This is a genomic window from Streptomyces sp. NPDC002209 (genome assembly GCF_042890265.1).
Lineage (GTDB): Bacteria > Actinomycetota > Actinomycetes > Streptomycetales > Streptomycetaceae > Streptomyces.
The window spans coordinates 15,454-39,347 of sequence record NZ_JBIARX010000015.1 but is presented as its reverse complement, the minus strand read 5'-3'; the positions used below and the strand labels follow the sequence as shown (position 1 = coordinate 39,347).

Annotated in this window: 16 protein-coding genes; 4 read left to right on the top strand and 12 right to left on the bottom strand. The window is 70.4% G+C overall.

Going from position 1 to position 23,894, the window contains the following annotated elements:
* Nucleotides 1–9: 9 nt before the first annotated feature.
* The 6 genes from ACFYXK_RS25715 to ACFYXK_RS25690 form a co-directional block, all read right to left on the bottom strand.
* Nucleotides 10–7,767, bottom strand: coding sequence for an amino acid adenylation domain-containing protein (locus tag ACFYXK_RS25715; protein ID WP_389413229.1), 7,758 nt, complete (start codon nucleotides 7,765–7,767; stop codon nucleotides 10–12).
* A gap of 40 nt (nucleotides 7,768–7,807) precedes the next feature.
* Nucleotides 7,808–8,995, bottom strand: a complete 1,188-nt coding sequence (locus ACFYXK_RS25710; RefSeq protein WP_389413228.1) for an NAD(P)/FAD-dependent oxidoreductase — start codon at nucleotides 8,993–8,995, stop codon at nucleotides 7,808–7,810.
* Nucleotides 8,996–9,228: 233 nt separating this feature from the next.
* Complete coding sequence (locus tag ACFYXK_RS25705) at nucleotides 9,229–9,459, bottom strand: acyl carrier protein (protein ID WP_389413227.1); 231 nt, start codon at nucleotides 9,457–9,459, stop codon at nucleotides 9,229–9,231.
* A 34-nt stretch (nucleotides 9,460–9,493) separates the two neighbouring features.
* Nucleotides 9,494–11,077: an amino acid adenylation domain-containing protein gene (locus tag ACFYXK_RS25700; RefSeq protein ID WP_389413226.1), complete on the bottom strand. Its 1,584-nt coding sequence runs from the start codon at nucleotides 11,075–11,077 to the stop codon at nucleotides 9,494–9,496.
* Nucleotides 11,078–11,170: 93 nt separating this feature from the next.
* Complete coding sequence (locus tag ACFYXK_RS25695) at nucleotides 11,171–11,848, bottom strand: LmbU family transcriptional regulator (RefSeq protein WP_389413225.1); 678 nt, start codon at nucleotides 11,846–11,848, stop codon at nucleotides 11,171–11,173.
* Between the two features lie 163 nt (nucleotides 11,849–12,011).
* A complete protein-coding gene (locus tag ACFYXK_RS25690; RefSeq protein ID WP_030301348.1) occupies nucleotides 12,012–12,227 on the bottom strand; it encodes an MbtH family protein in 216 nt (71 codons plus the stop codon).
* 712 nt (nucleotides 12,228–12,939) lie between these two features.
* Between ACFYXK_RS25690 and ACFYXK_RS25685 the strand changes: the two genes are divergently transcribed.
* Both ACFYXK_RS25685 and ACFYXK_RS25680 read left to right on the top strand, forming a co-directional pair.
* The gene (locus tag ACFYXK_RS25685; protein ID WP_389413224.1) at nucleotides 12,940–13,689 is read left to right on the top strand and encodes a thioesterase II family protein; all 750 of its coding nucleotides are present in this window, start codon (nucleotides 12,940–12,942) and stop codon (nucleotides 13,687–13,689) included.
* A gap of 78 nt (nucleotides 13,690–13,767) precedes the next feature.
* Nucleotides 13,768–14,739 (top strand): BTAD domain-containing putative transcriptional regulator, encoded by a 972-nt coding sequence (locus ACFYXK_RS25680; RefSeq protein ID WP_389413223.1) that lies wholly within the window; start codon nucleotides 13,768–13,770, stop codon nucleotides 14,737–14,739.
* Nucleotides 14,740–14,757: 18 nt separating this feature from the next.
* Here the strand turns inward: ACFYXK_RS25680 and ACFYXK_RS25675 are convergent, their stop codons facing one another.
* From ACFYXK_RS25675 to ACFYXK_RS25660, 4 genes are all read right to left on the bottom strand, one after another.
* Nucleotides 14,758–15,987, bottom strand: coding sequence for an acetylornithine transaminase (locus tag ACFYXK_RS25675; RefSeq protein WP_389413222.1), 1,230 nt, complete (start codon nucleotides 15,985–15,987; stop codon nucleotides 14,758–14,760).
* Between the two features lie 70 nt (nucleotides 15,988–16,057).
* The gene (argJ, locus tag ACFYXK_RS25670) at nucleotides 16,058–17,209 is read right to left on the bottom strand and encodes a bifunctional glutamate N-acetyltransferase/amino-acid acetyltransferase ArgJ (RefSeq protein ID WP_389413221.1); all 1,152 of its coding nucleotides are present in this window, start codon (nucleotides 17,207–17,209) and stop codon (nucleotides 16,058–16,060) included.
* A gap of 136 nt (nucleotides 17,210–17,345) precedes the next feature.
* The gene (gene argC / locus ACFYXK_RS25665; protein ID WP_389413220.1) at nucleotides 17,346–18,374 is read right to left on the bottom strand and encodes an N-acetyl-gamma-glutamyl-phosphate reductase; all 1,029 of its coding nucleotides are present in this window, start codon (nucleotides 18,372–18,374) and stop codon (nucleotides 17,346–17,348) included.
* 225 nt (nucleotides 18,375–18,599) lie between these two features.
* Nucleotides 18,600–19,772: a serine hydrolase domain-containing protein gene (locus tag ACFYXK_RS25660; protein WP_389413219.1), complete on the bottom strand. Its 1,173-nt coding sequence runs from the start codon at nucleotides 19,770–19,772 to the stop codon at nucleotides 18,600–18,602.
* Nucleotides 19,773–20,115: 343 nt separating this feature from the next.
* Between ACFYXK_RS25660 and ACFYXK_RS25655 the strand changes: the two genes are divergently transcribed.
* Nucleotides 20,116–20,814 carry an LmbU family transcriptional regulator gene (locus ACFYXK_RS25655; RefSeq protein ID WP_389413218.1) on the top strand — a complete coding sequence of 233 codons (699 nt, stop codon included), beginning with the start codon at nucleotides 20,116–20,118 and terminating at the stop codon, nucleotides 20,812–20,814.
* A 27-nt stretch (nucleotides 20,815–20,841) separates the two neighbouring features.
* Here the strand turns inward: ACFYXK_RS25655 and ACFYXK_RS25650 are convergent, their stop codons facing one another.
* Nucleotides 20,842–21,486, bottom strand: coding sequence for an FMN-binding negative transcriptional regulator (locus tag ACFYXK_RS25650; RefSeq protein ID WP_389413217.1), 645 nt, complete (start codon nucleotides 21,484–21,486; stop codon nucleotides 20,842–20,844).
* Between the two features lie 316 nt (nucleotides 21,487–21,802).
* Between ACFYXK_RS25650 and ACFYXK_RS25645 the strand changes: the two genes are divergently transcribed.
* Entirely contained in the window at nucleotides 21,803–23,158 is a 1,356-nt protein-coding gene (locus ACFYXK_RS25645; RefSeq protein WP_389413216.1) for a lysine N(6)-hydroxylase/L-ornithine N(5)-oxygenase family protein, read from the top strand.
* Nucleotides 23,159–23,244: 86 nt separating this feature from the next.
* On the opposite strand, the gene ACFYXK_RS25640 is transcribed toward ACFYXK_RS25645, so the two are convergent.
* Nucleotides 23,245–23,466 (bottom strand): MbtH family protein, encoded by a 222-nt coding sequence (locus ACFYXK_RS25640; protein ID WP_053788244.1) that lies wholly within the window; start codon nucleotides 23,464–23,466, stop codon nucleotides 23,245–23,247.
* Between the last annotated feature and the right edge of the window lie 428 nt (nucleotides 23,467–23,894).

Below are 23,894 nucleotides of genomic sequence, written 5' to 3'. Positions count from 1 at the left end.
GACGTACTCCTACACGTTCATCGGGCGAAGCTGGGGGCGGTTCGACGTGCCCGTCTTCTCGAGCCGGGTCGCCAGTTCGGCGACGGTCGGACTGCGGAACACGGTGGTGACCTTCACGTCGACCTTGAGCTCGTTGCGGATGCGGCCGGTCAGCCGGGTGGCGAGCAGGGAGTGCCCGCCGTGGTCGAAGAAGTCGGCGTCGATGCCGACCTCCTGCAGACCCAGCAGTTCGGCGAACAGCCGGCAGAGGACTTCCTCGTTGTGGTTGCGGGGCCCTCGTCCGGTCACGGCGGCTTCCGTGTGGTCCGGTGCGGGGAGCGCCTTGCGGTCGAGCTTCCCGCTCGGCGTGGTGGGGAAGGCCGCGAGCGGGACGACGGCCGAGGGGACCATGTACTCCGGCAGGTTCTCCCGGGCCAGGTCCGTCAGGGCCGTGAGGTCCAGCTGGGCCTCCGCCTTGCCCGTCACCACGTACGCGACGAGCCTCTGGTCACCGGGGCGGTCCTCGCGGACCAGGGCCACCGCGCCGTCGACGTCCGGGTGCTTGGCCAGCGCCGTCTCGATCTCGCCGAGCTCGATGCGGAAGCCGCGCAGCTTGACCTGGAAGTCGGACCGGCCGATGTACTCGACCTGGCCGTCCTGGTTCCACCGCACGACGTCGCCGGTGCGGTACATCCGGGTTCCCGGCTCCCCGAAGGGGCAGGCGACGAACCGGTTCGCGGTCAGCTCCGTCTGTCCCAGGTAGCCCCGGGCGAGCCCGGTGCCGGCCAGGTAGAGCTCGCCGGTGACCCCCGGCGCGACCGGGCGCAGCGCCTCGTCCAGCACGTACACCTGGGTGTTCCACACGGGGGCGCCGATCGGCACCCGGTCGGCGCCCGGCACGTGCTGGTACGCCGTGACCTCGACGGACGCCTCGGTGGGGCCGTAGAGGTTGTGCACACCGCAGTTCGGCAGCACGTCGACGACGCGGTTGGCCAGCGCGGGCGGGAACGCCTCGCCGGCGACCTCGATCCAGCGCAGGCTGGTGCACTCCTTGGCCGAGGGCTCGTTGACGAACGCCTCCAGCAGGGAGGGCACGAAGTCCGCTCCGGTGACCCGCTCCCGCTGGATCAGGTCGGCGAGGTAGGCCGGGTCCCGGCGCCCGTCGGGACGCGCGATGACGACCGCGGCGCCGACCTGGAGCGGCGCGAACAGCTCCGGCACCGAGACGTCGAAGCTGGCCGTCGTGCTCAGCAGCACCCGGTCCTCGGCGTCGACGCCGAAGTGCGCCAGACCCCACTTGAGCCGGTTCAGGATCGCCCGGTGCGCCACCTGGACGCCCTTGGGGCGGCCGGTGGAGCCGGAGGTGAAGATGACGTACGCCGCGTTGTCCGGCGACAGTGCGCGCTCCGGGTTGGTCTCCGGGTACGCGGAGACGTCCGGCAGGTCTGCGTCGAGCACCAGCAGCGGCTTCGCGCTGTCCAGCACGCGCGCCACCCGGTCCTCGGGCAGCTCGGTGTCGATCGGCAGGTAGGCCGCGCCGGCCTTCACCACCGCGTAGATCGCCACCATCAGGTCCACCGAGCGCGGGATCTTCACGGCGACGAGCTGCTCGGCGCCGGCACCCTGCTCGACCAGCCAGTGCGCCAGCCGGTTCGCGCGCCGGTTGAACTCGCCGTAGGTCAGGGTCTCCTGCTCGCCGATCAGCGCCACACCGTCAGGGGTGCGCTCCACCTGAGCCTCGAACGCGCCCGGCAGAGTGTCCGCCGCCACCGGATGTGCCGTGTCATTGATCCCCTTGACCAGCCAGTCGCGTTCCTGTTCCGACAGCACCTCCATGGCGCCGACCGGCTTCTTCGGGTCCTCGAGGACCTGCTCCAGCACCCGGACGAGCCGGGCGGCGATCTCCTCGGCCGCGTCGCGCTCGAAGAGGTTGGTCTGGTAGTCGAGGGAGAGCCGCAGGTACGGGTCGGAGGAGTTGAGGGTGAGCGGGTAGTGCGAGCCGGCGAACGGCCGGATCGCGTCGATCGTGAAGCCTGCCGAGTCGTTCGCCTCGACGATGCCCTCGCGGTCGATCGGGTAGTTCTCGAACACGACGATCGTGTCGAACAGGGCGGGCAGTCCGACGCCGCGCTGGATGTCGGCCAGGCCGTAGTAGTGGTGGTCGAGCAGCGAGATCTGCCGGTCCTGCAGATCGGCGATGACCTCGCCGACGGTCTGGTCCGGCCGGCAGCGCACCCTGGTCGGCAGGGTGTTGATGAACAGGCCGACCATCTCGTCCGAGCCGACCAGGTCCGCCGGGCGGCCGTTGACGGCCGCGCCGAACACGACGTCGTTCTGGCCCGTCAGCTTCGAGAGGAGGACCGCCCAGGCGCCCTGGAGCAGCGTGTTCAGGGTGACGCCGAGTTCCGCGGCGCGCCGGGCGAGTTCCCGGCCCTTGTCGATCGACAGCGGGACCTCGACGCGGCCGAGGCGGGAGGCCTCGCCCTTCTCGGGAAGGTCCGCGGCCAGGAGGGTCGGCTGGTCGAATTCGGCGAGCTCGTCCTTCCACCGGGCGGCCGATGCGTCCCGGTCCTGCTTGGACAGCCAGCCCAGGTAGTCGCCGTAGCTCCGGACCGGGGCGAGCTCCTCGGTGCCGCCGTACAGCCGGACCAGGTCCTTGATCACCAGCGGCGAGGACCACCCGTCGAACAGGGTGTGGTGCGCCGTGATGATGAGCTTCGCCTTCTGCGGCCCGCAGGTGAGCAGGGCCAGGCGGATCAGCGGCGGCCGGGTGGGGTCGAGCTGGTCGGCCCGGTCGTCGGCGAGGGCCTTGTCGACCGCCGCTTCCTGCCCGGCCTCGTCGAGACCGGTCAGGTCGATGTGCCGCCACGGGACGGCGACGTTCTCCGCGACGACCTGGACCGGGTCGCCGTCGGCGCCGGCCACGAACGCGGAGCGCAGGTTCGGGTACCGCTCGAGGAGCGCCTGCCCGGCCGCCCGCATGCGCGCCGGGTCCACGTGCCCGGTCAGGTGCAGCAGGAACTGCATGTGGTAGACGTCGAAGGTGCCGTCGGCGAGCGCGGCCTGGAACTGGATGCCGGACTGGCCCGGGGCCTGCGGCCACACCTGGACCAGCTTGCCGTAGCGCTCCTCCCACTCGTCGATCTCGTCCTGCTTCACCGAGACCAGCGGGGCGTCCGAGGGCGTGAGCCCGCCGACCTGCGGGCGTGCGGCGTGCGCGGCCATGCCGTGCAGCACCTCGACCCACAGCTCGGCCAGTTCGGCGGTCCGCTCGCGGGACAGCACACCGGTGGGGAACATGAAGACGGCCTGGAGCCGGGCGCCTTCGGCGGTGTCCGTGACGACCGAGTTGACCTCCAGCGCGGACAGCGCGGGCAGGTCCGGGTCGGGCATCGGGATCAGCTGGGCGGACCAGTCGGCCGGCACCCAGCCTTCGGCGCGCAGGTGCTCGGGCACGTCGGCGTCGGAGATCCGGCCGAGGTAGTTGAAGCCGATCTGCGGCGCCGCGTAGTCCTCGAGCTGCGGGGCGGTCTCCGGGTTCAGCCAGCGCAGGAGGCCGTAGCCCAGTCCCTTGTCCGGGACACCGCGCAGCTGCTCCTTGACCAGCTTGATCGCCTTGCCGGCGGCGGAGCCGCCCGCGAGCACGTCGGCCAGGTCCACGCCCTGCACGTCGACCCGGGCCGGGTACATGCTCGTGAACCATCCGACGGTCCGGGAGAGGTCCGCGCCGGGGACGACGTCCTCCTCGCGGCCGTGTCCTTCCAGGCGGACCAGGGTCGAACGCTCGTCACCGCGCCAGCGGTTCACCGCGAGGGCGAGGGCGGCGAGCAGCACGTCGGTGCCGGTGCCCTTGAACGCGGCGGGGAGCTTGGTCAGCACCGCCTCGGTGACCTCGGCGGGCAGCTGCACGCGCACGGTGTCGAGGGTGGACATGATGTCCACGGCCGGGTCGAACGCCCGCTCGCCCAGCGGGAGGTTGGGCGACTCGAGCATGTCGCGCCAGTAGTCCAGTTCCTCTTCCCGCTCCGGGGAGAGGGCCTCGGACTCCAGCGCCGCCGCCCAGCGGCGGGCGGACGTGCCGACCTCGGGCAGCTCGGGTGCCCTGCCGGAGCGGACCTGCTGCCACGCCTCGGCGAAGTCCGACATGAGGATGCGCCAGGAGACGCCGTCCACCACCAGGTGGTGCAGCACCACGAGCAGCCTGCCCGCACCCGAGTCCGCGGTGAACCAGACGAAGCGGGCCATGGTCCCGGCTTCCGGGTCGAGCCGGCCGGCCGCGGCGTCCACCTCCGCCTTCGCCGTCTCCAGCGCGGCGGCGTCGTCCCACCCGCCGGCGACGGGCACGCGGCGGATCAGCTCCGCCGCCCGTACGGCGCCCTGCGGACGTACGACGAGGGAGGGCTCGTCACCGCGCACCAGCCGTGCGCGCAGGAGGTCGTGCCGGTCGAGCACGGCGTCCAGCGTCGCGGCCAGTCCGCTCTCGTCGATGCCCGTGGGCAGCTCGAGCACGATCGACATGGCGAAACGGTTGATCCCGCCGCCGTGCTCGAACACGTGCTGAGCCACCGGCTGCAGCGCCAGCTCGCCGACGCCGCCGCCCTCGAGCTCCGCGAGCACCGGCACCTGGTCCTTGCGGTCGGAGGCCACCTCGGCCAGCCGCTCCGCGGTGCGGCACTCGAAGATCTCCCGCGTGGTCAGGTTCAGGCCCCGGGCCCGGGCGCGGGCCACGACCTGGATGGAGCGCAGGCTGTCGCCGCCCACGGCGAAGAAGTCGTCGTCGATGCCGACCCGGTCCACGCCGAGCACGTCCGCGTACGCGGCGGTGATGATCTTCTCGGCCTCGGTGCGCGGCTCGCGGTAGGCCTCGCCGAGGAACTCCGGCTCGGGCAGCGCCGAGCGGTCCAGCTTTCCGGTCGGGCCGAGCGGCAGCTGGCTGACGGCCACGAAGGCCGACGGAACCATGTAGTCGGGCAGCCGTGCCGCGACGAACTTGCGCAGCTCGGCGGACGAGGCTCCGGCCTGAACGTCCACGTCGCCGATACCGCCGGCGCCGTCGTCGCCGACGGCCCCCTCGCCGGTGTGCACCACGTAGGCGACGAGCCGGCGCCCGTCCGAGCCCACCTCGCGGCTGATGACCACGGCCTCGCTGATACCGGGGTGCTGCGTGATCGCCGCTTCCACCTCGGCGGTCTCGATGCGGAAGCCGCGCACCTTCACCTGACCGTCACCGCGGCCGACGCACTCCAGCTCACCGCGTGCGTTCCAGCGGGCCAGGTCGCCCGTGCGGTACATCCGCTCGCCGGCGGCGAACGGGTTCGCCACGAAGCGCTCGGCGGTCAGGCCCGGGCGGTCGTGGTAGCCGCGGCCGAGGCAGGTGCCGACGACGTACAGCTCGCCGATGATGCCCTGCGGCACCGGGGCGAGGCCCGGGCCCAGCACGTAGGCGCGCATGTTCCCCAGCGGGGTGCCGATGGGCGCGACGTCGCTGTCCGCCCACTCCTCGGCCGCCGTGAGGGAGAAGGTGGTGGCGTAGAAGCTCTCGCTCTGCCCGTAGGAGTTCACGATCTGTACGTCGGGCAGGGCCTCGCGGACCTGGCGCACCAGGCGGGCCGGGAGCACGTCGCCCGCGAAGACGACCGTGCGCACGTCGGTCGCCTTGTCCAGGTGACTCACGAGTTCGCCGAGCACCGAGGGGACACCGCTGATGACGTGGCCGTCCCAGCTCTCCCGCTCGGCGAGCGCCAGCGCGTTCGGCACGACCTCGGCGGTGCCGCCGGTCGACAGGGTGGTCAGCAGCTCGAAGACCGAGACGTCGAAGTTCACCGAGGTGCCGGCGAGCATCTTCCAGCCGGTCGGCGCGTCGATGACGCGCACCAGCTCCTGCACGCCGTTGACGACGCTGCGGTGGGTGATCGCCGCGCCCTTCGGCTTGCCCGTGGAGCCGGAGGTGTACATCACGTACGCCAGGTTGTCCGGGCCCAGCGGCGAGACGCGGCCGGTGTTGTCCGGCGCCCCCTGGGGCGCGTCCCATTCGGCGCGGAGGTCGAGGTTGATGCTCGACATGTCGTTCTGCGGCAGGTCCTGCGCCGTCGCGGTGTCGGTGACCACGAAACGCGGGCGCGCCTCGGACAGCACGGTCTCCGCGCGTCCGGCGAGGTACTGCGGGTCCATCGGCACGTAGCCGGCACCGGACTTGAGGATGCCGAGGAGGCCGGCGACGAGGTCTTCGGTGCGCGGCAGCGCCAGGACCACCAGGTCCTCCGGCCCGGCACCGCGCCGGACCAGCTCCCAGGCGACGGCGTTCGCCCGGTCGTCGAGCTCCCGGTAGGTCAGCGTCCGGCCGTCGCACAGGATCGCCGGGGCGTCCGGCGTCCTGGCCGCCTGGTTCTCGAACAGCTCGGGGACCGTCAGCTCGGACGCCGCCGTGGCGTTGTCGTTGAACTGGACGAGCAGAAGGTCGCGCTCGGCCGCGTCGAGCACGTCGATGCCGCCGATGGCCCGCTCCGAGTCGGCCACGAGCTCGCCCAGCACGCGCACGAAGCGGTCCGCGAGACGCTCGACCGTCGACCTGTCGAACAGGTCGGTGGCGTACTCCAGACGGACTCCGGCCCCGCCGGCGCCGTCCGGGATCATGTTGAAGAACAGGTCGAACTTGGCCGTCTTGGTCTCGAGCGTCTCGGACTCGACACCGAGCCCGGCGAACTCCAGGTCCCCCAGGGGCTCCTGCCAGGCGAGCATCACCTGGAAGAACGGGTGGTAGGCGGTGGACCGGTCCGGGTTGAGCAGCTCCACCAGGCGCTCGAACGGCATGTCCTGGTTGTCGTAGGCGGCAAGGGCCCGGTCCCGCACCCGCCGGAGCAGCTGGAGGAAGGTCGGGTTCCCGGAGAGGTCGACGCGCAGCACCCAGGTGTTGACGAAGAACCCGACGAGGTCGCGCAGCTCCTCGTCGGTGCGGCCGGCGATCGGCGCGCCGAGGGGTACGTCGTCACCGCAGCCGAGGTGGTGCAGGAGCACCGCCAGCGCCGACTGCATGACCATCGACACCGTGGTGTCCTGTTCCGCGGCCACCTTCTCCACGGCGCGGAGCAGGTCGGGCTCGATCGGGAACTTGACCAGGTCGCCGCGGGGGCTCGTCATCTTGGGGCGCGGGCGGTCCGTCGGCAGGGCCAGCGGCTGCGCCATGTCGGCCAGTGCCCCGCGCCAGTACTCCAGCTGCCTGGCCGCCAGGCTGTCCGGGTCGGACTCGTCGCCGAGCATGTCCTGCTGCCACAGCGTGTAGTCCGCGTACTGCACCGGCAGCGGCTCCCACACGGGGGCGTCGCCCTCGTTGCGGGCCGAGTACGCCGTGGTGAGATCGCGGAGCAGCGGCCCGAGGGACTCCCCGTCCAGGGCGATGTGGTGCACCACGAGGACCAGGGTGTGGTCGAGCGCGCCGGTCCGCACCAGCGTGGCGCGGATCGGCACGTCGGCGGCCAGGTCGAAGGTCTCGACGGCAGCCGCGTCGACCGCCGCCGCCCGCTCCTGCGGCGCGACCTCGACGACCGGCAGTCCGAAGGGCTTGTGGCCGGACGCCAGCACCTCCTGGTGCGGGATGCCGTCGTCGCCCTCGACGATCACCGTGCGCAGGACTTCGTGCCGGTCGATGACATCGCGGAGCGCCGTCTCCAGCGCACCCACGTTCAGCTCACCGGTCAGCCGCAGGGCGAAAGCGCCGTTGTAGGTCGGCGAAGGGCCTTCGAACCGGTCCACGAACCACAGCCGACGCTGCGCGAACGACAACGGGATCATTGTTTCTCCAAATCGGCGGAACCAGGGAGCAAGTCGTCACTCAGCTCTGGTCGAGCAGGGTCAAAAGTTCGTCGTTGTAGAAGTCGTCGATGGAGCACGCCCCCGACAGCGTCGAGAAGTACCGGTCGATGTGCTCCTGGTGGCCGACCAGCTTGCGCAGCATGTCGACCCGGCCCTCGGGCTTGAGCTCGGCGACGTTGAGCGCGCCCTGGTAGTGGTTGAGGGCTTCGTTGCTCAGCTCGTTCTCGTAGCGCCGCAGCGCCGACTTGAGCTTGTCGTCGTCGTGCAGGCCGTCCCCGATGAAATCGGTGAGGTTCTGGGCCTGGACGAAGGCCTCGGTGATGCCGCGGGCGGTGATGGAGTCCTTGTGGTTCACCGCGTCGCCGACCAGCGCCCACCCGGGCCCGTAGGCCTTGCGGAAGTAGTTGTCCTGGTGGCCGGTGCCGTAGAGCTGCTCCACGCGCTCGCCCGACTGCATGCGCTCCCACAGCTCGGGCGCCGTCGTACGGAACGCATCGAGGTAGGCGGGTTCCACAACCTTGCGGACCGCGCCGAAGTCCGCCTGCGGGAAGTAGGCCATGAGCAGCGTGAGGTCGTTGTTGGTCGGCAGGACGCCGATCCAGCGGCCCGGCTGCTCGTACAGCTCGAAGTCCGAGGGGACCCCGGCCCAGTAGCTGTAGTAGGTGCAGGTCAGCCGCGGGTGCTCGATGACGTTCTCCGCGCCGACCTTGCGGGCCACGAGCGAGCGCATGCCGTCCGCACCGACGACCAGGCGGGCCCGTTCCGTCGCCTCGGCGCCGCCGGGCGTGGTGTACCGCACGCCGACGACCCGGCCGTCCTCGAACAGGAGGTCGTTGACGGCGCAGCCCTCCTGGAAGTCGACGCCGGCCTCGACGGCGCCCTCCGCGAGGATCGGGTCGAGCACGAAGCGCCGCGGCGCGTACGTGGCGGTCAGGCCGTCCATCGGCAGGGAGAAGCCCTCGATGCGGACACCGGGGCCCTCGTAGACCTGCTTGGTGATCGGCCGGCAGCCCGCCTCGCGGAGCTTGTCGAGCAGTCCCCACCGGTTGAGCAGCGCCACGCCCTGCATGTGCAGGTAGTGCGAGGACAGCGTGTCCTGAGGGAATCGCGCTTTCTCCAGGAGCAGCACTCGATAACCCTGCTGCGCAAATAGCATGGCCGTCGGCGAGCCCGCACAACGGGCACCGATGACAATCACGTCGTACATGGCGCCTCCGCCTCTCTTACCAGGTAGTTTTTGACCCAACGCGGCAGCAACCGGAAATCCGTTGTGATTGAGCGCGCTATCGACGCAGCGGACCGAATAACCGCCGCAGAGCATAAATTCGATGCTAGCCGATACGGACTAGCGGGATAAATAGAAACAGTGCCGGGAACACACGCCGATGCCGCGCCGTGTCTCGCCGGCGAGACACGGCAGGGCATCGACCACGCCTGCAGCTACCGGGTCGGTGCACCCAGGGATTCGATGTACTTGGAAATCGACGCCACCGTCGAGTTGAGGAACATCTGGTCCATCGGGACCTCGACGCCCAGCTCGTCCATAAAGGCACCCTGAATCCTGACCATGATCAGGGACTGGCCACCCAGGGCGAAGAAATCGTCGTCGACCGATATGTCGTCGTGCTGGAGTTCCCGGCACCAAATGGCGCGCACGCTGTCGGCAATCATCACAGCCCTCTCGGTTGTCATCAAAGTCCGTCGACTATGCGGCAATGCCGCTGTCGGCGAACTGCTTCCGGTATGCATCGACCAGCGCGACGCGGTCGACTTTCCCGTGCGGGCTGAGCGGAAGCAGCGGGACGTTCACGAATTTGGCCGGCACCATGTTGCGCGGCAGCGTCTCCAGCAGGCCGGCGCGCAGGGCGTCCTCGGCGGGCTCGTCCCCCGCCGGGACGATGAACGCGATCAGCTCGGCCTCGCCGGCGTCGGTGTACGTGATGGCCACGGCGGCCTCGCGGACTCCGGCCAGCCGGGCGAGCGCGCGCTCGATGTCGGTGGGGTCGATGCGCATGCCGCGCACCTTCACCTGGGCGTCGATCCGGCCGAGCACGATGAGCTCGCCCGCCTCGTTCACGTGGCCGCGGTCGCCCGTGCGGTAGACCCGCAGCGGCTCCCCGTCGACCTCGATGGTCGTGAACTTGGCGTTCTCGGGACCGTTGTTGAGGTAGCCCGCGCCGACACTGGCACCGGAGATGCAGATCTCGCCCTGCTCCCCCGGCGCGACACCGCGCAGGTCCTCGTCGACGAGGTGGATGTCGGTGTTGTAGGCCGGCCTGCCGACCGGCGGGACGTCGTGCTCGCCGGGCCGGTAGGCGGCCAGGTCGTACGAGGTCGCGACGTCCGTGCACTCGGCGACGCCGTACTGGTGCAGGAGGGTGCAGGTGTTGCCCTCGCGCCGCGCCCAGTCCGTGAGCCGCTGGACCTTCAGGGCCTCGCCGCCGAAGAGCACGTAGTCGAGCTTGGCGAGGACGTCGCCGCCGCGTGCGGTCTCCCAGTCCACCAGCAGGTACAGGGTGCTGGAGGCGCAGTGCACCACGCGGATGTCGCGCTCGCGGAGCAGGCGGTAGGCCATCATGGCGTCGAAGTTCCGGGTCGCCATCAGGTTCTGGGTGGCGCCGACGAACAGCGGGGTCATCAGGCTGCGCTGGGACAGGTCGAACCCGAAGGCGCTGACGACCAGGTGGTTCGACCCGCTGTGCAGGCCGTACTCGAGCTTCAGCCAGTTCATCAGGTTGAACCAGCCCTCGTGCCGCACCGCGGTCAGCTTGGGCGTACCGGTCGAGCCGGAGGTGAAGACCGCGTAGCAGATGTCGTCGCCGGTGACGGCGACGTCGGGAGCGGTCGCCGGGAGGGCCGCCAGGCCGTCGGCGAGCTGCTCGAGGTCGATGACGTCGACGTCCGCCGACTCGACCATGTCGGCCGTGGCCGGGGAGGCGACGATCAGGGCGAGGTCGGGCACCTGGCCCAGCAGCAGCTGGAGCCTGGCCGCAGGGTAGGCCGGGTCGAACGGCACGTAGGCCGCGCCTGCCTTCAGGGTGCCGAGGATGGCGACGAGCATGTCGATCGAGTAGTCGAGACAGACGCCGACCTTCGCGCCCCGGCCGTGTCCGCGCTCGCCGAGGAAGTGGGCGAATCGATTCGCCTTCACGTCCAGCTCTGCGTACGTCAGCTCCTGGCCGGCCCAGAAGACGGCGACGGCGTCGGGCGCCGCGGCCACGTTCGCCTCGAACTGCTTGTGGACGACGGGCGCCGCGGGCAGGGCGACCCGCTTTCCCTGAAGGATCATCAACTGACTCCGATGTGAGAGGTGTCCGGTCGGACGAGCCGCCGGCACACCGCCGGGAACGGGCGGTGGCCGGCACGTGGGGGCGATGCGCCTCTAGGCGGTCCGGCGCTCGGCGGTCTCGAGCAGCTGGGCCACCCACTTGTCAACGGTCAGACCGTGCGCGGCAGCCGTCTTCGCGTAGTACTCCAGCTGGCCGGCGGACAGCTCGATGGTGAGCGTGGTGCGCTTCTGCCGGCGCTTCTCGGCGGCCGCCGAGTCGGCCAGCCGGGGTACCTCTTGCTTCTCGTCGCCGCTGCCCGCGGGGACCTCGGTCGTGTCGCTCTGCACGGCCAGGCTGGCGCGGACCGACCTGCGGAGTTCGTTGCGCGACCACTTCTGCTGCTCGGCCTTGCGCAGCCAGTAGTCCTGCTCCGGCGGCGACAGGCGGGCCACCTCTGCGTGGTGGGCGAAGCTGAGGCCGTCCCGCCTGCGGTGGTGCTCGAACCGCCGGCCCACCCAGGCGTAGTTGCGCAAGGTCTGGTAGTCGAGGCCCGTGCGCTCGATCGCCTCCTTGTACCGCCGCCACCCGTAGCTGGACTCCCCGTAGTTCATCCAGTCGGCGAGCCACCAGGCGGAGGAGTTCACGAGCTCGCGCAGGTTGGTCCCGATCTGCTCCCAGGACCGCTCCGACAGGTTGTCCGGGAAGACCATCCCCGACTTCTGCACCGTGGCCTGCGACCCCACGAACGACAGGACCCCATCGCGTTGCGCGGGCTCACCGCTGTTGCCCACCGGCCCCGCCTTGTATCTGCTGGCGGTCCTCACAGCGCCGCTCACAACCTTCATCTCCCCACTCAGAGTGTTTGCCTGGGCGTACACGGGTCGCTCGAGCGAGCACCCGGGCGGCGGTCGCTGTCGTTCCCCCGCGGCCGGCCTACGAGCATCCGAGCGGCGCTCAGCCCGCCGCCATGGCCTCGCGCAGGCTCTTGGGGCGCAGGTCGGTCCAGTTCTGCTCGACGTACTGCAGGCACTCGGACCTGGCCGCCTCACCGAAGACCACCCGCCAGCCGGCGGGCACCTCGGCGAACGCGGGCCACAGGGAGTGCTGCTCCTCGTCGTTGACGACGACGTGGAAGCGGCCGTTCTCGTCGTCGAAGGGGTTCGTGCTCAAGTGGCACCGTCCTTAACTGTCATGGGGTGACTCGGAGTCGGAGATGACCCGGGCGCGGGTTCACCGATCGGCTCTGTCCGGTCGGCAGGACAGCCGGCATCGTGGCGACCCCGGCGTTGCCGCGTGACCGTAAGGACTCGGCCGTGAGCGGTACCAGGGCGGCAGGCCGGCCGACCTCCCGGTCGTCCTCTGCACGCCACTGGATTCCTGGGAGACCGGCTGCCTCACGTTCCTGGGATGAGAACGTACGGCAGCCGATCGGCCCGTCCGCTGTCCGCTCCGGTTCGAGCGGTGGCGCGGGACCCCGGCCGTCTCGGTTGGGCCGTGGTCGTCGTACGGGCTTGGCTGCCCGCGTTGCCGGTAGCCGACTTGCCGCCACTGTAGCCACGGCCCTTTTGAGACCCGGTCAAGGTCCGCTCGAGCGGCCGGGCGGCGGAGCTCTGCGCGCACCTTCGGGCCGGTCTTCGCCGCTCACGATGGCGAACCGCTCGAGATCCGCACGGACCCCGCCGCAGTCGGGCGCTGGATTTCAGGCCACTCCCGACGTACGCCCGCGCCTTCCCCGATGCGCCCCGTCCCCCATCCGCGCCGCGCCGCCGGAGGATCGCTCGAGAGCCGCCACACCGGCGGCAGAGCCGGAGTGGCGCCCGCGCCCTGCCGGTCTCGCAGCGCTCTATGGTCCGAGGACTCGCGGCCGATCGGAGGGAGAGAGATGGACGGCACACGACCTGCCTTGCGCCTGTTCGTCCTGCACCACGCGGGGGGCTCGCACCTGCTGTACCGCCACTGGCCCGCCGAACTGCCGGACACGTGGGACGTGACGCTGCTCGACGCCCCCGGCCACGGGCTCCTCCTCGACCAGCCGCAGATCGCGGACGCCGGCCGCCTCGCCGACCACCTGCTGAGCATCATCGAGCCCGGGCTGACGGGCAGCCCCTACGCCCTATTCGGGCACAGCATGGGCGCCCTCCTCACGTACGAGATCACCCGGCGGGCCGTCGACCGGGGCCTGCCGCTGCCGGTGTGGATCGGTGTCTCCGCACGGACCGCACCGCAGCTGTCAGGGCCGAAGAACCGGTACCACCAGCTGCCCGACGCCGAGCTGCGGACCCGCCTGAAGCTGCTCGGCGGCACACCCGACGCGGTCTTCGACGACCCCGACCTGTGGGCCCTGTTCGAGCCGGTCATCCGGGCCGACCTGCGCCTGGTGGAGACCTGGCGCCCCGATCCCGGCACCGGTCCGCTGCCCGTGGCGCTGTCCGCCTACGCGGGCGGCGAGGACCACTCCGCCTCACCGGCGCGGATGACCGGCTGGGAAGAGCACACCGAGCACTTTCTGGGCCTGCGCGTCTTCGACGGCGGTCACTTCTACTTCCAGGACGATCCCGGGCCGCTGCTGCGGCAGATCGAACGGGACGCGACCACCGCGCTCGCCGCGGCGGGCGCGATCCGCTCCTCCTGAATCCTTCGGCGCACCGCCGACGCGTGGCCGCCCGACTCCTGCAACTGACTGAGATGCCAGCGTGTGTGAGGGGATGAGATGGAGTTCCGCCTGCTCGGTCTCGTGGAAGTCCAGGACGAACGGACCGGTCTGCGGATCGTTCCCACAGGTGCCAAACAGCGTGCACTGCTGGGTGCGCTGGTGGTGAAGGCCGGGCACAACGTCTCCGTGCAGCGGCTCATCGACGAGCTGTGGGGCGAGCACCCGCCCGCCAACGCGGCGAACGCGCTGCAGCTCCACGTGGCCCGGCTGCGCCGGCTGCTGTCCGGCCTGGAGGGCCGGAGCGTCACACCGCACGAACAGCACGCACAGCACCCGTGGATCGTGACCACCTCACGCGGCTACACCCTGCAGCTCGCGCCCGTCGAGACGGACGCCGCACGCTTCCAGCACCTGACCGACGAGGCCCGGCGGATCCTGCCCGCCGACCCGGACCATGCCGGTGAGCTGCTGCGCCGGGCGCTGTCCCTGTGGCGCGGCCCGGCTCTGGAGGGCAGCGTGCTGGGCGACATCTGCGCGGGCAAGGCGGCCCAGCTCGAGGAGCACCGGCTGACCGCGCTGGAGATGATGTACGACGCGTACCTGCGTACCGGGCGCCACGGCGAGATCACGGGCGAGCTGGTGGAGCTCACCACCGATCACCCCGTGCGGGAGAGGTTCTACGACCTGCTGATGGTCGCCCTGTACCGCTGCGGCCGGCAGGCGGAGGCGCTCCGCGTGTACGAACGGGCGCGCAACCGCCTGGTCCACGAACTCGGTGTCGAGCCGGGCCCCGCTCTGCGCGGCCTGATGGAGGCGATCCTCCACCACGACCCGGCCCTCGCCGCGGCGGCGCCCGCGCAGACGGACGCGACGGCCGACGACGCGGTGCTCCCCCTGTGCGAGGAGATCGCCCGCCTGCACCGCCGCATCGAGCGGCTGCAACAGGAGCAGAACCGACTGCTGTGCCGCTTCAACGAGCTGACGGCGAGCACCGCGCCGCGGTTGACCGCCGGCGCGGTGCTCGCCTAGGTGGTGGACCGCGGGCGGTCAGGCCGCCGTCAGCACCTCGCCGAGGGCTTCGGACAGGGCCGCCCGGAAACCGTCGAGGAACGTGTCCACCTCACGGTCCGACACGTTCAGCGGCGGGGCGAGCCGGATGACGTCCGGCATCACCGCGTTCACCAGGAGGCCCTTGTCCTGGGCCGCCTGCTGCACCTGCGCCGCGAACTCCCCGTTGAGCACGACGCCCAGCAGCAGGCCGGCGCCGCGGACCTCGCGCATCAGCGGGTGGTCCAGGGTCTCCAGGCCGCGCCGCAGCCGTTCCCCCGTCCAGGTCACGTGGTCGAGGATGCCCGTCCGCTCGATGGTGTCCAGTACGGCGAGGGCGCCCGCGCACACCACGGGGTTCCCGCTGAAGGTCGAGCCGTGTGCGCCTGGCGTGAGCAGCTGCGCGGCCGCGCCGAAGGCGAGCGTCGCGCCGATGGGCAGTCCGCCGCCCAGGCCCTTGGCGAGGGTGACGACGTCCGCCTCGACGCCTTCGGCCTCGGCCGCGAACCAGCGGCCCGTGCGCCCGATGCCGGTCTGGATCTCGTCCAGGACGAGGAGGGTGCCGGTCGCTGCGGTGATCTCGCGGGCGGCCCGCAGGTAGCCGGGCGGAGGTACGACCACGCCGTTCTCGCCCTGCAGGGGTTCCAGCATCAGCAGCGCGGTGTGCGGGGTGACGGCGGCGCGCAAGGCCTCCACGTCCCCGAACGGCACGTGGCTGACGTCGCCCGGCAGCGGGTGGAAGGGGCGCTGCTTGGCCGGCTGGCCGGTGAGGGCAAGGGCCCCCATGGTGCGGCCGTGGAAGCCTCCGACGGCCGACACCATGTGCGTGCGGCCGGTGAGCCGGCCGATCTTGAAGGCCGCCTCGTTGGCCTCGGCGCCGGAGTTGGAGAAGTAGACCCGGCCCTGGCGCCCGGCGAGCTGCAGCAGGCGCTCGGCGAGGCGCACGGTCGGTTCTGCCATGAAGAGGTTCGAGACGTGTCCGAGTGAGGCGATCTGCTCGGACACGGCCCGTACGACCGCGGGGTGCGCGTGGCCGAGCGAGTTGACCGCGATGCCGCCGACGAAGTCGAGGTACTCGTTGCCCTCCGCGTCCCAGACCCGGGTGCCCGCGCCCCGGACCAGGGGCAGCAGGGGGGTGCCGAAGTTGTCCATCATGGCGCCCTGCCAGCGGCGGGTCAGCGCCGCGTTGCCCGCCCCGGTCAGGTCCGCCATGTCCGCGCCGTTGCTCATGCCGTCGCTCCCTCGAAGCTCACGTCGTTGTTCACTGCGTACGGGCAGATCTCATGAGACGCGGAAGCGCTCATGAGGCGTACTCGCTGTTCTCGTGGACGTACTCGGCGGTGAGGTCGTTGGCCCAGATGACGGCGGATTCCGCGCCCGCGGCCAGGTCCACGGTGATCCCGACTTCGCGGCCGGTCATGTCCACGAGCGTGCGGTCCTCGCCCACCGATCCGTTCTTGCAGACCCAGACGCCGTTGATGGCGACGCCCAGCCGGTCGGGCTCGAAGGCGGCGGAGGTGGTGCCGATGGCGGACAGGACGCGGCCCCAGTTGGGGTCCTCGCCGTGGATGGCGCACTTGAGGAGGTTGTTGCGGGCGACCGAGCGGCCCACCTCCACGGCGTCGTCCTCGCTCGCGGCGCCCACGACCTCGATGCGGATCTCCTTGCTGGCGCCCTCGGCGTCCCCGATGAGCTGCCGCGCCAGATCGGCGCAGACCGCGTGCACGGCCTGCGCGAACTCGGCGTAATCCGGGGTGACTTCGGATGCCCCGGAGGAGAGCAGCAGCACGGTGTCGTTGGTGGACATGCAACCGTCGGAGTCGACCCGGTCGAAGGTGGAGCGGGTGGCGTCCCGCAGCGCCCGGTCCAGGACCGCGCTGTCCAGGGCGGCGTCCGTGGTGAGCACGACGAGCATGGTGGCCAGGCCGGGGGCGAGCATCCCGGCGCCCTTGGCCATGCCGCCGACGGTCCACTCGCCCCGGGTGACGGCGGCCGTCTTGTGCACCGTGTCGGTGGTCATGACGGCGACCGCCGCGTCCTCGCCGCCGGACTCGGACAGCCGGGTGACGGCGCTCTCGACGCCGGCCAGGATGCGGTCCATGGGCAGCGGCACGCCGATGAGCCCGGTGGAGCAGACCGCCACGTCCGCCGCCTCCAGGCCGAGCTGCCCGGCGGCCTTCTCGGCGGTGGCGTACGTATCCTGGAAGCCCTGCGGCCCGGTGCAGGCGTTGGCGCCGCCGGAGTTGAGCACGACGGCGCGGATCTTGCCGTCGGCGAGTATCTGCCGGGACCACTGGACGGGGGCGGCCTGCACCCGGTTGGAGGTGAAGACGCCGGCCGCGGCGCAGCGCGGCCCGTTGTTGACGACGAGAGCCAGGTCTCGGTTGCCGTTCTGCTTGATTCCTGCGGCGATGCCCGCCGCCGTGAAGCCTCGTGCTGCGGTGACGCTCACTACATCTCCTTGTTCGCCCCGCCGCGGTTGCGGCTGAAGTCACTGCCGCCCGTGCAGCGCAGAGGTGCGACTGTCGTCGTCTGCGGCCCGGCAGCTGCGGGTGTTGCCCCAGCTGCCGCTGGGAGGTGCCCCCAGCTCACGGTGCGACTCCGATGGTGGAAAGCCCCAGGCCCTCGGGCAGGCCGAAGGCGGCGTTCATGCTCTGGACGGCACCGCCCGCGGTGCCCTTGGTGAGGTTGTCGATGGCGCTGATCGCGATGATCCGGCCGACCGCCGGGTCGAGGGCGACCTGGATCTGCGCGGCGTTCGATCCGTACACGGCGGCGGTGCTGGGCCACTGCCCCTCGGGCAGCAGCCGTACGAAGGGCTCGTCGGCCAGCGCCTTCTCGTACGCGGCCCGTACGTCGTCCGCGCCGACCCCGGGCCGCGCCGCGGCGGAGCAGGTGGCGAGGATGCCGCGCGGCATGGGGGCCAGGGTCGGGGTGAAGGAGACGGCGACCCGGTGACCCGCCGCGGCGCTGAGGTACTGCACCATCTCGGGCGTGTGCCGGTGGCCGCCGCCCACGCCGTACGGCCGCATGGAGCCCATGACCTCGCTGCCGAGCAGGTCCGCCTTGGGCGCCTTGCCGGCGCCGGACGTGCCGGACGCCGCGACGACCACCGCCTCGGGTTCGGCCAGTCCCGCCGCGTACGCGGGGAACAGGGCCAGCAGGACGGAGGTCGGGTAGCAGCCCGGGACCGCGATGCGCTTGGTCCCTGCCAGTGCGGCGCGGGCTCCGGGCAGCTCGGGCAGGCCGTAGGGCCAGGTGCCCGCGTGCGGCGTGCCGTAGAACCTCTCCCAGTCGGCCGCGTCCGCGAGGCGGAAGTCCGCGCCGCAGTCGATGACGAGCGTCTCGTCGCCCAACTGCTCTGCGACGGCGGCGGACTGGCCGTGCGGCAGGGCGAGGAAGACGACGTCGTGCCCCTTGAGGACGTCCGCAGTGGTGGGCTGTAGCTCCCGACCGGCCAGCGGAGCCAGGTGCGGCTGCAGCGCGCCGAGGCGCTGTCCCGCGCTGGAATGCCCGGTCAGAGCGCCGATCTCCACTTCGGGGTGGGCCAGGAGCAGGCGTAGGAGCTCGCCCCCCGCATATCCACTCGCCCCCGCCACGGCTGCTCGCACTGTCATGAACCCTCCCGGTGTGACACACATGTCCTTCTCACGCGATCCGGGCCTGTCACCCATCGCGTTTGCCGTACATACGACAGCCTCGGAATTGATTGCGGCTCGAAGGCACGGCTCACCGGTGCCGGGCCCGCACGCGCCGACGGCTCGTCGTGCGGGCCGGCGTCCTGGTGTCACCGGGTGTCGCGGTCGGGGAGGGCGCTCTTGCGACCCGCCTCGGCGTCAGCGTCAGGACGCGCCGCAGTACTCGGCGTTGAGGATGGTGAGGATGTCGTCCGGTCGCCAGTCGCTGTTGTAGTTGAACGTGAGCTGGTGGCCGGCGTCCTCGGTGGTGGCGACCAGGGAGAGCCAGCCCACGGTGCCTCCGTCGCGGTACCAGATGGTGGTGCCGCAGCCCAGCGTCAGCCGTTCGAGGCCGAGGCCGTAGGACGAGAGCGGGAAGTCGGGGTTGACGACGGTCGTCTTCATCTCCGCCAGCTGCTTCGGCGGCAGCAGCCTCCCGCGCATCAGGGCGCTGTAGAACCGGTTCAGATCGGCTGCGCTGGAGATGATGTCGAGGTTGCCCCAGGCCTGCGACCCGTTGACCTCGGTGACGTCGTCGATCTTGTCCGGCTGCGTCTGGAAGAAGAGCTTGGAGTAGGCGCGGCTGCTCGGCTGGGGCAGGTTGATGCCGTTGCCGGGGGTGGACGTCGCCGTGAGCCCGAGGGGTTCGATGATGCGCTTGCGCACCTCGTCCTCGTACCGCTTGCCGCCGACCTTCTCGACGATCATCGCGGACAGGATGTCGTTGGTGTTGGAGAACCCGTGCCTGGCGCCGGGCTGGAACGCCGGCGCGTGCGAGAGCGCCACCTCCACGCGCTTCTTGTGGGGCATGGTCTCGTACCGGTGCTGGAGGTAGCCGTCGCCCAGGACGTACGTCGAGACGTAGTCGCCGTCGGCGAAGTAGTCGTACAGGCCGCTGGTGTGGTTGAGCAGCTGTCGTACGGTGATCGCGCGGCCGTCGTTGCCGTTGCCCGTCACCAGGCCCGGCAGATGGCGCTCCACGGTGTCGTCGAGGCTGAGCTTCTTCTCCGCCTCCATCTGGAGGAGGACCGTCGCCACGAAGGTGGCGGTGACGTGCCCGACACGGAACCGGTCGTTCTTGCCGCGCGGCGCACCCGTGTTCAGGTTGCCCACGCCCGACGCCGACTTCCAGACCCCGTTGGCATCCCGCGCTTCGACCGTGATGCCGGGGATGCCGGCCGCAACGGCCGCGTCGATCGCGCGCTGCGTCGCCTGGTGCTCGGCCGCCTTGGGGGCCGTGTCCTCCGCCGCCTGGGCGGGACCCGTGAAGGCGGTGGCCATGATCGCGAGTGCCGCCAGACCGACCACACCGGCCTTTGGTCTCTTCCGTATCGTCATCGTCATTCCCCGTCCTGAAGGTCGTCTGAATTTCGCTGATGCGGTACTTGTGCGGTCCTCCGGCGAAGTCGAACCACGGCATGAAAATACCTGCCCACTGGTTCTTTTTCGACATTCGGGCGGCCGAATTACGCGCAAAATCAGGCTCATTGGCGTCCCGCAGCAGCAACTCGGGCGGGAATGAAACCATGGCCGGCATTGAATTCCGGTCGGGGCGGGAAACGCGGTCGCGCGTCGTCCTGTCGACGGGACAGCCGTGCGGTCGTTCGAACGCCGCTCCGGTACCGCTCCAGCCCCCGCCGCGAAACTTCTCGCCGGTTATGTACACCCTTCTGATGGAGGCATGATGGCACGTCAGGCCGGTCTAACCGCAGGGCCGCATGGCGGCCCGGCAGCCGCTCCCCCGCAGCCCCCGGCACGACAGCCGCGCAGTGCGGGGGCCGCGCCGCGCCGGGGCCAGGTGCTGACGACCAAGGTGGGGCTGCAGATGCCGACGGGGATGGCCTACGACGAGTGGGAGCGGGCCGGGCGCCAGCTCGCCGGCGTCCTCGACTCGTCCTCGTGGTGGCTGGGCGACTGGCTGAGGTACGGCAAGGACCACTACACCGACCGGTACCAGCGCGGGATACAGGCCGTCGGCCTCTCGTACCAGACCCTGCGCAACTACGCATGGGTCGCGAGACGCTTCGACTTCACCCGGCGGCGGCCCACCCTGAGCTTCCAGCACCACGCCGAGCTGGCCTCCATGCCGGTCGAGGACCAGGACCGCTGGCTCGACCGCGCCGAGCAGGGGCAGTGGACCACCAAGCAGCTGCGCAACGCCATCCGCGCCACGCGCCAGGGCGAGCAGCTGCCCCGCACTCCCACCGAGCCGAGCCGCCGTCTGGAGGTCCCCGGCAGCCGTGTCCAGTGGTGGCACAAGGCCGCGGAGCAGCTGGGCGTCGACTTCGAGCAGTGGGTGATGACCACGCTGGACAGCGCCGCCGCGAGCGCCCTGGACGACCTCGCCGAGCAGACCCGGCCCGTGGCCGTCAGCGCCTGAGTCCCCGCCGCCGAAGCCTTCGGCGCGTCAGGACAGCCGGCTCATCAGCCCGGCGGTCTCGCGCTTGTACGTGCACGCGCTCTGCCCGAACGACTCCCGCACCCGCTCGCGGACCTCGTCCGGCTGCTCCTGGCTGAGCTTGAACATGCCCTCGGCCCCGGTCACCGTGAACCGGAAGGCCCCCACGGCCGGCGCGATCTTGCGGAAGTAGTCGAGCGACTCGGTCATGTCCCAGCCGTTGCCGAACGCCCCCTCGAAGGCGCGCACGGTGGACTCGACCACGTTCAGCGTCTCGTCCATCGACTCGATCTTCTCCACCACGCCCCGGACGTGCACCGCGGTGAAGTTCCAGGTCGGAGCGGCCGGCGTCTTCTCGTACACCGTGGGCGACACGTAGGTGTGCGGGCCGGTGAACGTCAGCAGCAGGACGCCGCCCGTCTCCAGCGCCGACCAGTGCGGGTTGGCCCGGTTCATGTGTCCGAGCAGGGTGGCGCCCGGCAGCTCGCCGGACCAGTCGCCGGACGTCTCGGGGTCGAAGATGACCGGGAGGTGCGTGGCGAACGGACCGTCCTCGGGGCTGCCATTGGCCACCGCGAGCGCCAATGGATTACCACGGATCAGGTCCACCATCCACGAACTGTCCGGTTCGCGGTAAGAGCTGGGCACGAACATTCGGATACACCCTTTCAACAATTGGCTCAGGGCATGACCCTGGCTCAGGGCATGACTGATCGCATTACTCCGGACACAGGACACGTGGGCAAACTGCCACCGGCCGCGTCACGCGGAGATCTTGATAATCCGCGCCGACCATATCGCCGTCCCGTCGACAGGACAAAGCCTTCGGATAATCGAGCAACTCGAGAAGCCCTCAAAACAGTCTTCAGGCCGTCTTCAAGTTGCCTTGAGATACTCTCGGGAGCAACACTGCAGAACGGTCTCTCGGGCCACCGGCCGAGTTTTCCAGACGCAAGCGGGAGAAATTTCTATGGGCATAACTGGCAGGCGCAACCAAGAGATCTACGACGTGGTCGGTATCGGGTTCGGCCCGTCCAACATGTCGCTCGCGATCGCCTTGGAGGAGCACGGGGCGAGCGCTCCGCAGCATCCGGTCAAGTCCCATTTCTTCGAGCGACAGCCCTCGTTCGGCTGGCACCGGAACATGCTGCTGCCGTCGACGACCATGCAGATTTCATTCCTCAAGGACCTCGCGACCTTCAGGAATCCGATGTCCCGGTTCAGCTTCATCTCGTATCTGCACGCCTCCAACCGGCTGGTGCAGTTCGTGAACAACCAGGACTTCTTCCCGACCCGGCACGAATTCCACCAGTACCTGGAGTGGGCGGCCGCCGGCCTCCGCGACAAGGTCACCTACGGCGCCGAGGTCACCTCGATCCGGCCCGTCGCCGAGGCCGGATCGCAGACGCCCAACCTCCTCGAGATCGAGGTGCGCGGCGGTGACGGCACCACCAGCGTGGTCACCGCGCGCAACGTGACCATCTCGACGGGCCTGGTGCCGCGCCTGCCGGAGGGCGTGACGTCCGACGAGCGCGTGTGGCACAGCTCGGAGTTCCTGAGCAAGTTCAACTCCCAGGCCTCCGGCGAGCTCAAGAGCGTGGCGGTGGTCGGCGCAGGCCAGAGCGCGGCCGAGATCACCCGGTTCCTCTACGACTCGCTGCCGCACGCCCAGGTCTCCGCGGTCATCCCGTCGTACGGCTACTCCGTCGCCGACGACACCCCGTTCGCCAACCAGGTGTTCGACCCGGACGCGGTCGACGAGTACTACTTCGGCACCGAGCGGGCACGGGACGCGTTCTGGCGCTACCACCGCAACACCAACTACTCGGTGGTCGACGCCGACGTCATCCGGGCCCTGTACCAGCGTTCGTACGAGGAGCAGGTGCGCGGCGGCAGCCAGCGGCTGCACTTCCGCAACCTCACCCGGGTCTCCGAGGTCGAACGCGTCGGCAACGGGGCGCGGGTGGTCCTGCACTCGGTGCTCGACGACCGGACGGAGGAGCTGGCCGTCGACGCGCTGGTGTTCGCCACCGGCTACGACGGCCTGGACCCGGCCCGTCTGCTCGGCGACTTCGACCAGCACTTCCAGCGCGACGCGGCGGGCAGGCACCGGGTGGAACGCGACTACCGCCTGGTCACCGCATCGGGACTGACCTGCGGCGTCTATCTGCAGGGCGGCACCGAGCACACGCACGGCATGTCGTCGTCCCTGCTGTCGAACATCGCGGTGCGCAGCGGCGAGATCGCCGATTCGATCGTGCTGCGGCGCACCGAGCGGGAGCTGGACCTCAACCACTCCGTGGCGGAAGCGTCCTCGGCCGCCTGAGGCAGCACACCGTGGGGTGTGCCCCGGTGCTGCGGCTGCAGCACCGGGGCACACCCCACGGCGGTTCCGGGCCGTGCCCGGTCAGCTCACGCGGCGTCGGCGACCATCGCGTCCCGCAGGCTCTGCGGCCGCAGGTCGGTCCACTTGTCCTCGACGTACGTGAGGCACTTGTCGCGGCTCTCCTCGCCGAACACGATGCGCCAGCCGGCGGGAACCTCGGTGAACGAGGGCCACAGCGAGTGCTGCTGCTCGTCGTTCACCAGCACGTAGAACCGGCCGTCTGCGTCGTCGAACGGGTTGCTGCTCATCAATCCACTCCAATTCAAGCCGTCCACGATTCACTTTCGAACAGAAAATGAATCATCATCCATCGGTGGGATGGTGTTGGCGAGACCGCCAAGCCAGATCATGCACCGATAGGGAACCCCGTGGAGGCTTGCGGGACCCATTCCCTCGATATCTGTCGCCCACTGTCCTGTCGACAGGACGTGTCCCGAAAACTGGACACACTCATGTGGCAGAATCGGTCGCCTTTTCGCGCGAGTCGACTGGATCGACTTCCATTGGCCCGCGTCCGCGCGCGATGATTGCGGAACACGCACAGCCCGGGCCGAAATGTATTCACCATCCCAAAAGCCCGCTGCGCAGCCAAGTGTTTTCGTGCCGTTCTCGAGCGCACGTCCACCGGCCATCGGGGCCCGGCCCGTCGCCGGGGTCTTCCACAGAAGGAGTCGTG

Bases quoted from the DNA above. Each gene is read 5' to 3' on its own strand.
- ACFYXK_RS25655 (WP_389413218.1), top strand. From the start codon at position 20,116: ATGATGGCACGTCAGGCCGGTCTAACCGCAGGGCCGCATGGCGGCCCG.
- ACFYXK_RS25675 (WP_389413222.1), bottom strand. From the start codon at position 15,987: ATGAGCAACGGCGCGGACATGGCGGACCTGACCGGGGCGGGCAACGCG.
- ACFYXK_RS25640 (WP_053788244.1), bottom strand. From the start codon at position 23,466: ATGAGCAGCAACCCGTTCGACGACGCAGACGGCCGGTTCTACGTGCTG.
- ACFYXK_RS25715 (WP_389413229.1), bottom strand. From the start codon at position 7,767: ATGATCCCGTTGTCGTTCGCGCAGCGTCGGCTGTGGTTCGTGGACCGG.
- ACFYXK_RS25680 (WP_389413223.1), top strand. From the start codon at position 13,768: ATGGAGTTCCGCCTGCTCGGTCTCGTGGAAGTCCAGGACGAACGGACC.
- ACFYXK_RS25710 (WP_389413228.1), bottom strand. From the start codon at position 8,995: ATGTACGACGTGATTGTCATCGGTGCCCGTTGTGCGGGCTCGCCGACG.
- ACFYXK_RS25700 (WP_389413226.1), bottom strand. From the start codon at position 11,077: ATGATCCTTCAGGGAAAGCGGGTCGCCCTGCCCGCGGCGCCCGTCGTC.
- ACFYXK_RS25660 (WP_389413219.1), bottom strand. From the start codon at position 19,772: ATGACGATACGGAAGAGACCAAAGGCCGGTGTGGTCGGTCTGGCGGCA.
- ACFYXK_RS25650 (WP_389413217.1), bottom strand. From the start codon at position 21,486: ATGTTCGTGCCCAGCTCTTACCGCGAACCGGACAGTTCGTGGATGGTG.
- ACFYXK_RS25685 (WP_389413224.1), top strand. From the start codon at position 12,940: ATGGACGGCACACGACCTGCCTTGCGCCTGTTCGTCCTGCACCACGCG.
- ACFYXK_RS25645 (WP_389413216.1), top strand. From the start codon at position 21,803: ATGGGCATAACTGGCAGGCGCAACCAAGAGATCTACGACGTGGTCGGT.
- argC (WP_389413220.1), bottom strand. From the start codon at position 18,374: ATGACAGTGCGAGCAGCCGTGGCGGGGGCGAGTGGATATGCGGGGGGC.
- ACFYXK_RS25705 (WP_389413227.1), bottom strand. From the start codon at position 9,459: ATGATTGCCGACAGCGTGCGCGCCATTTGGTGCCGGGAACTCCAGCAC.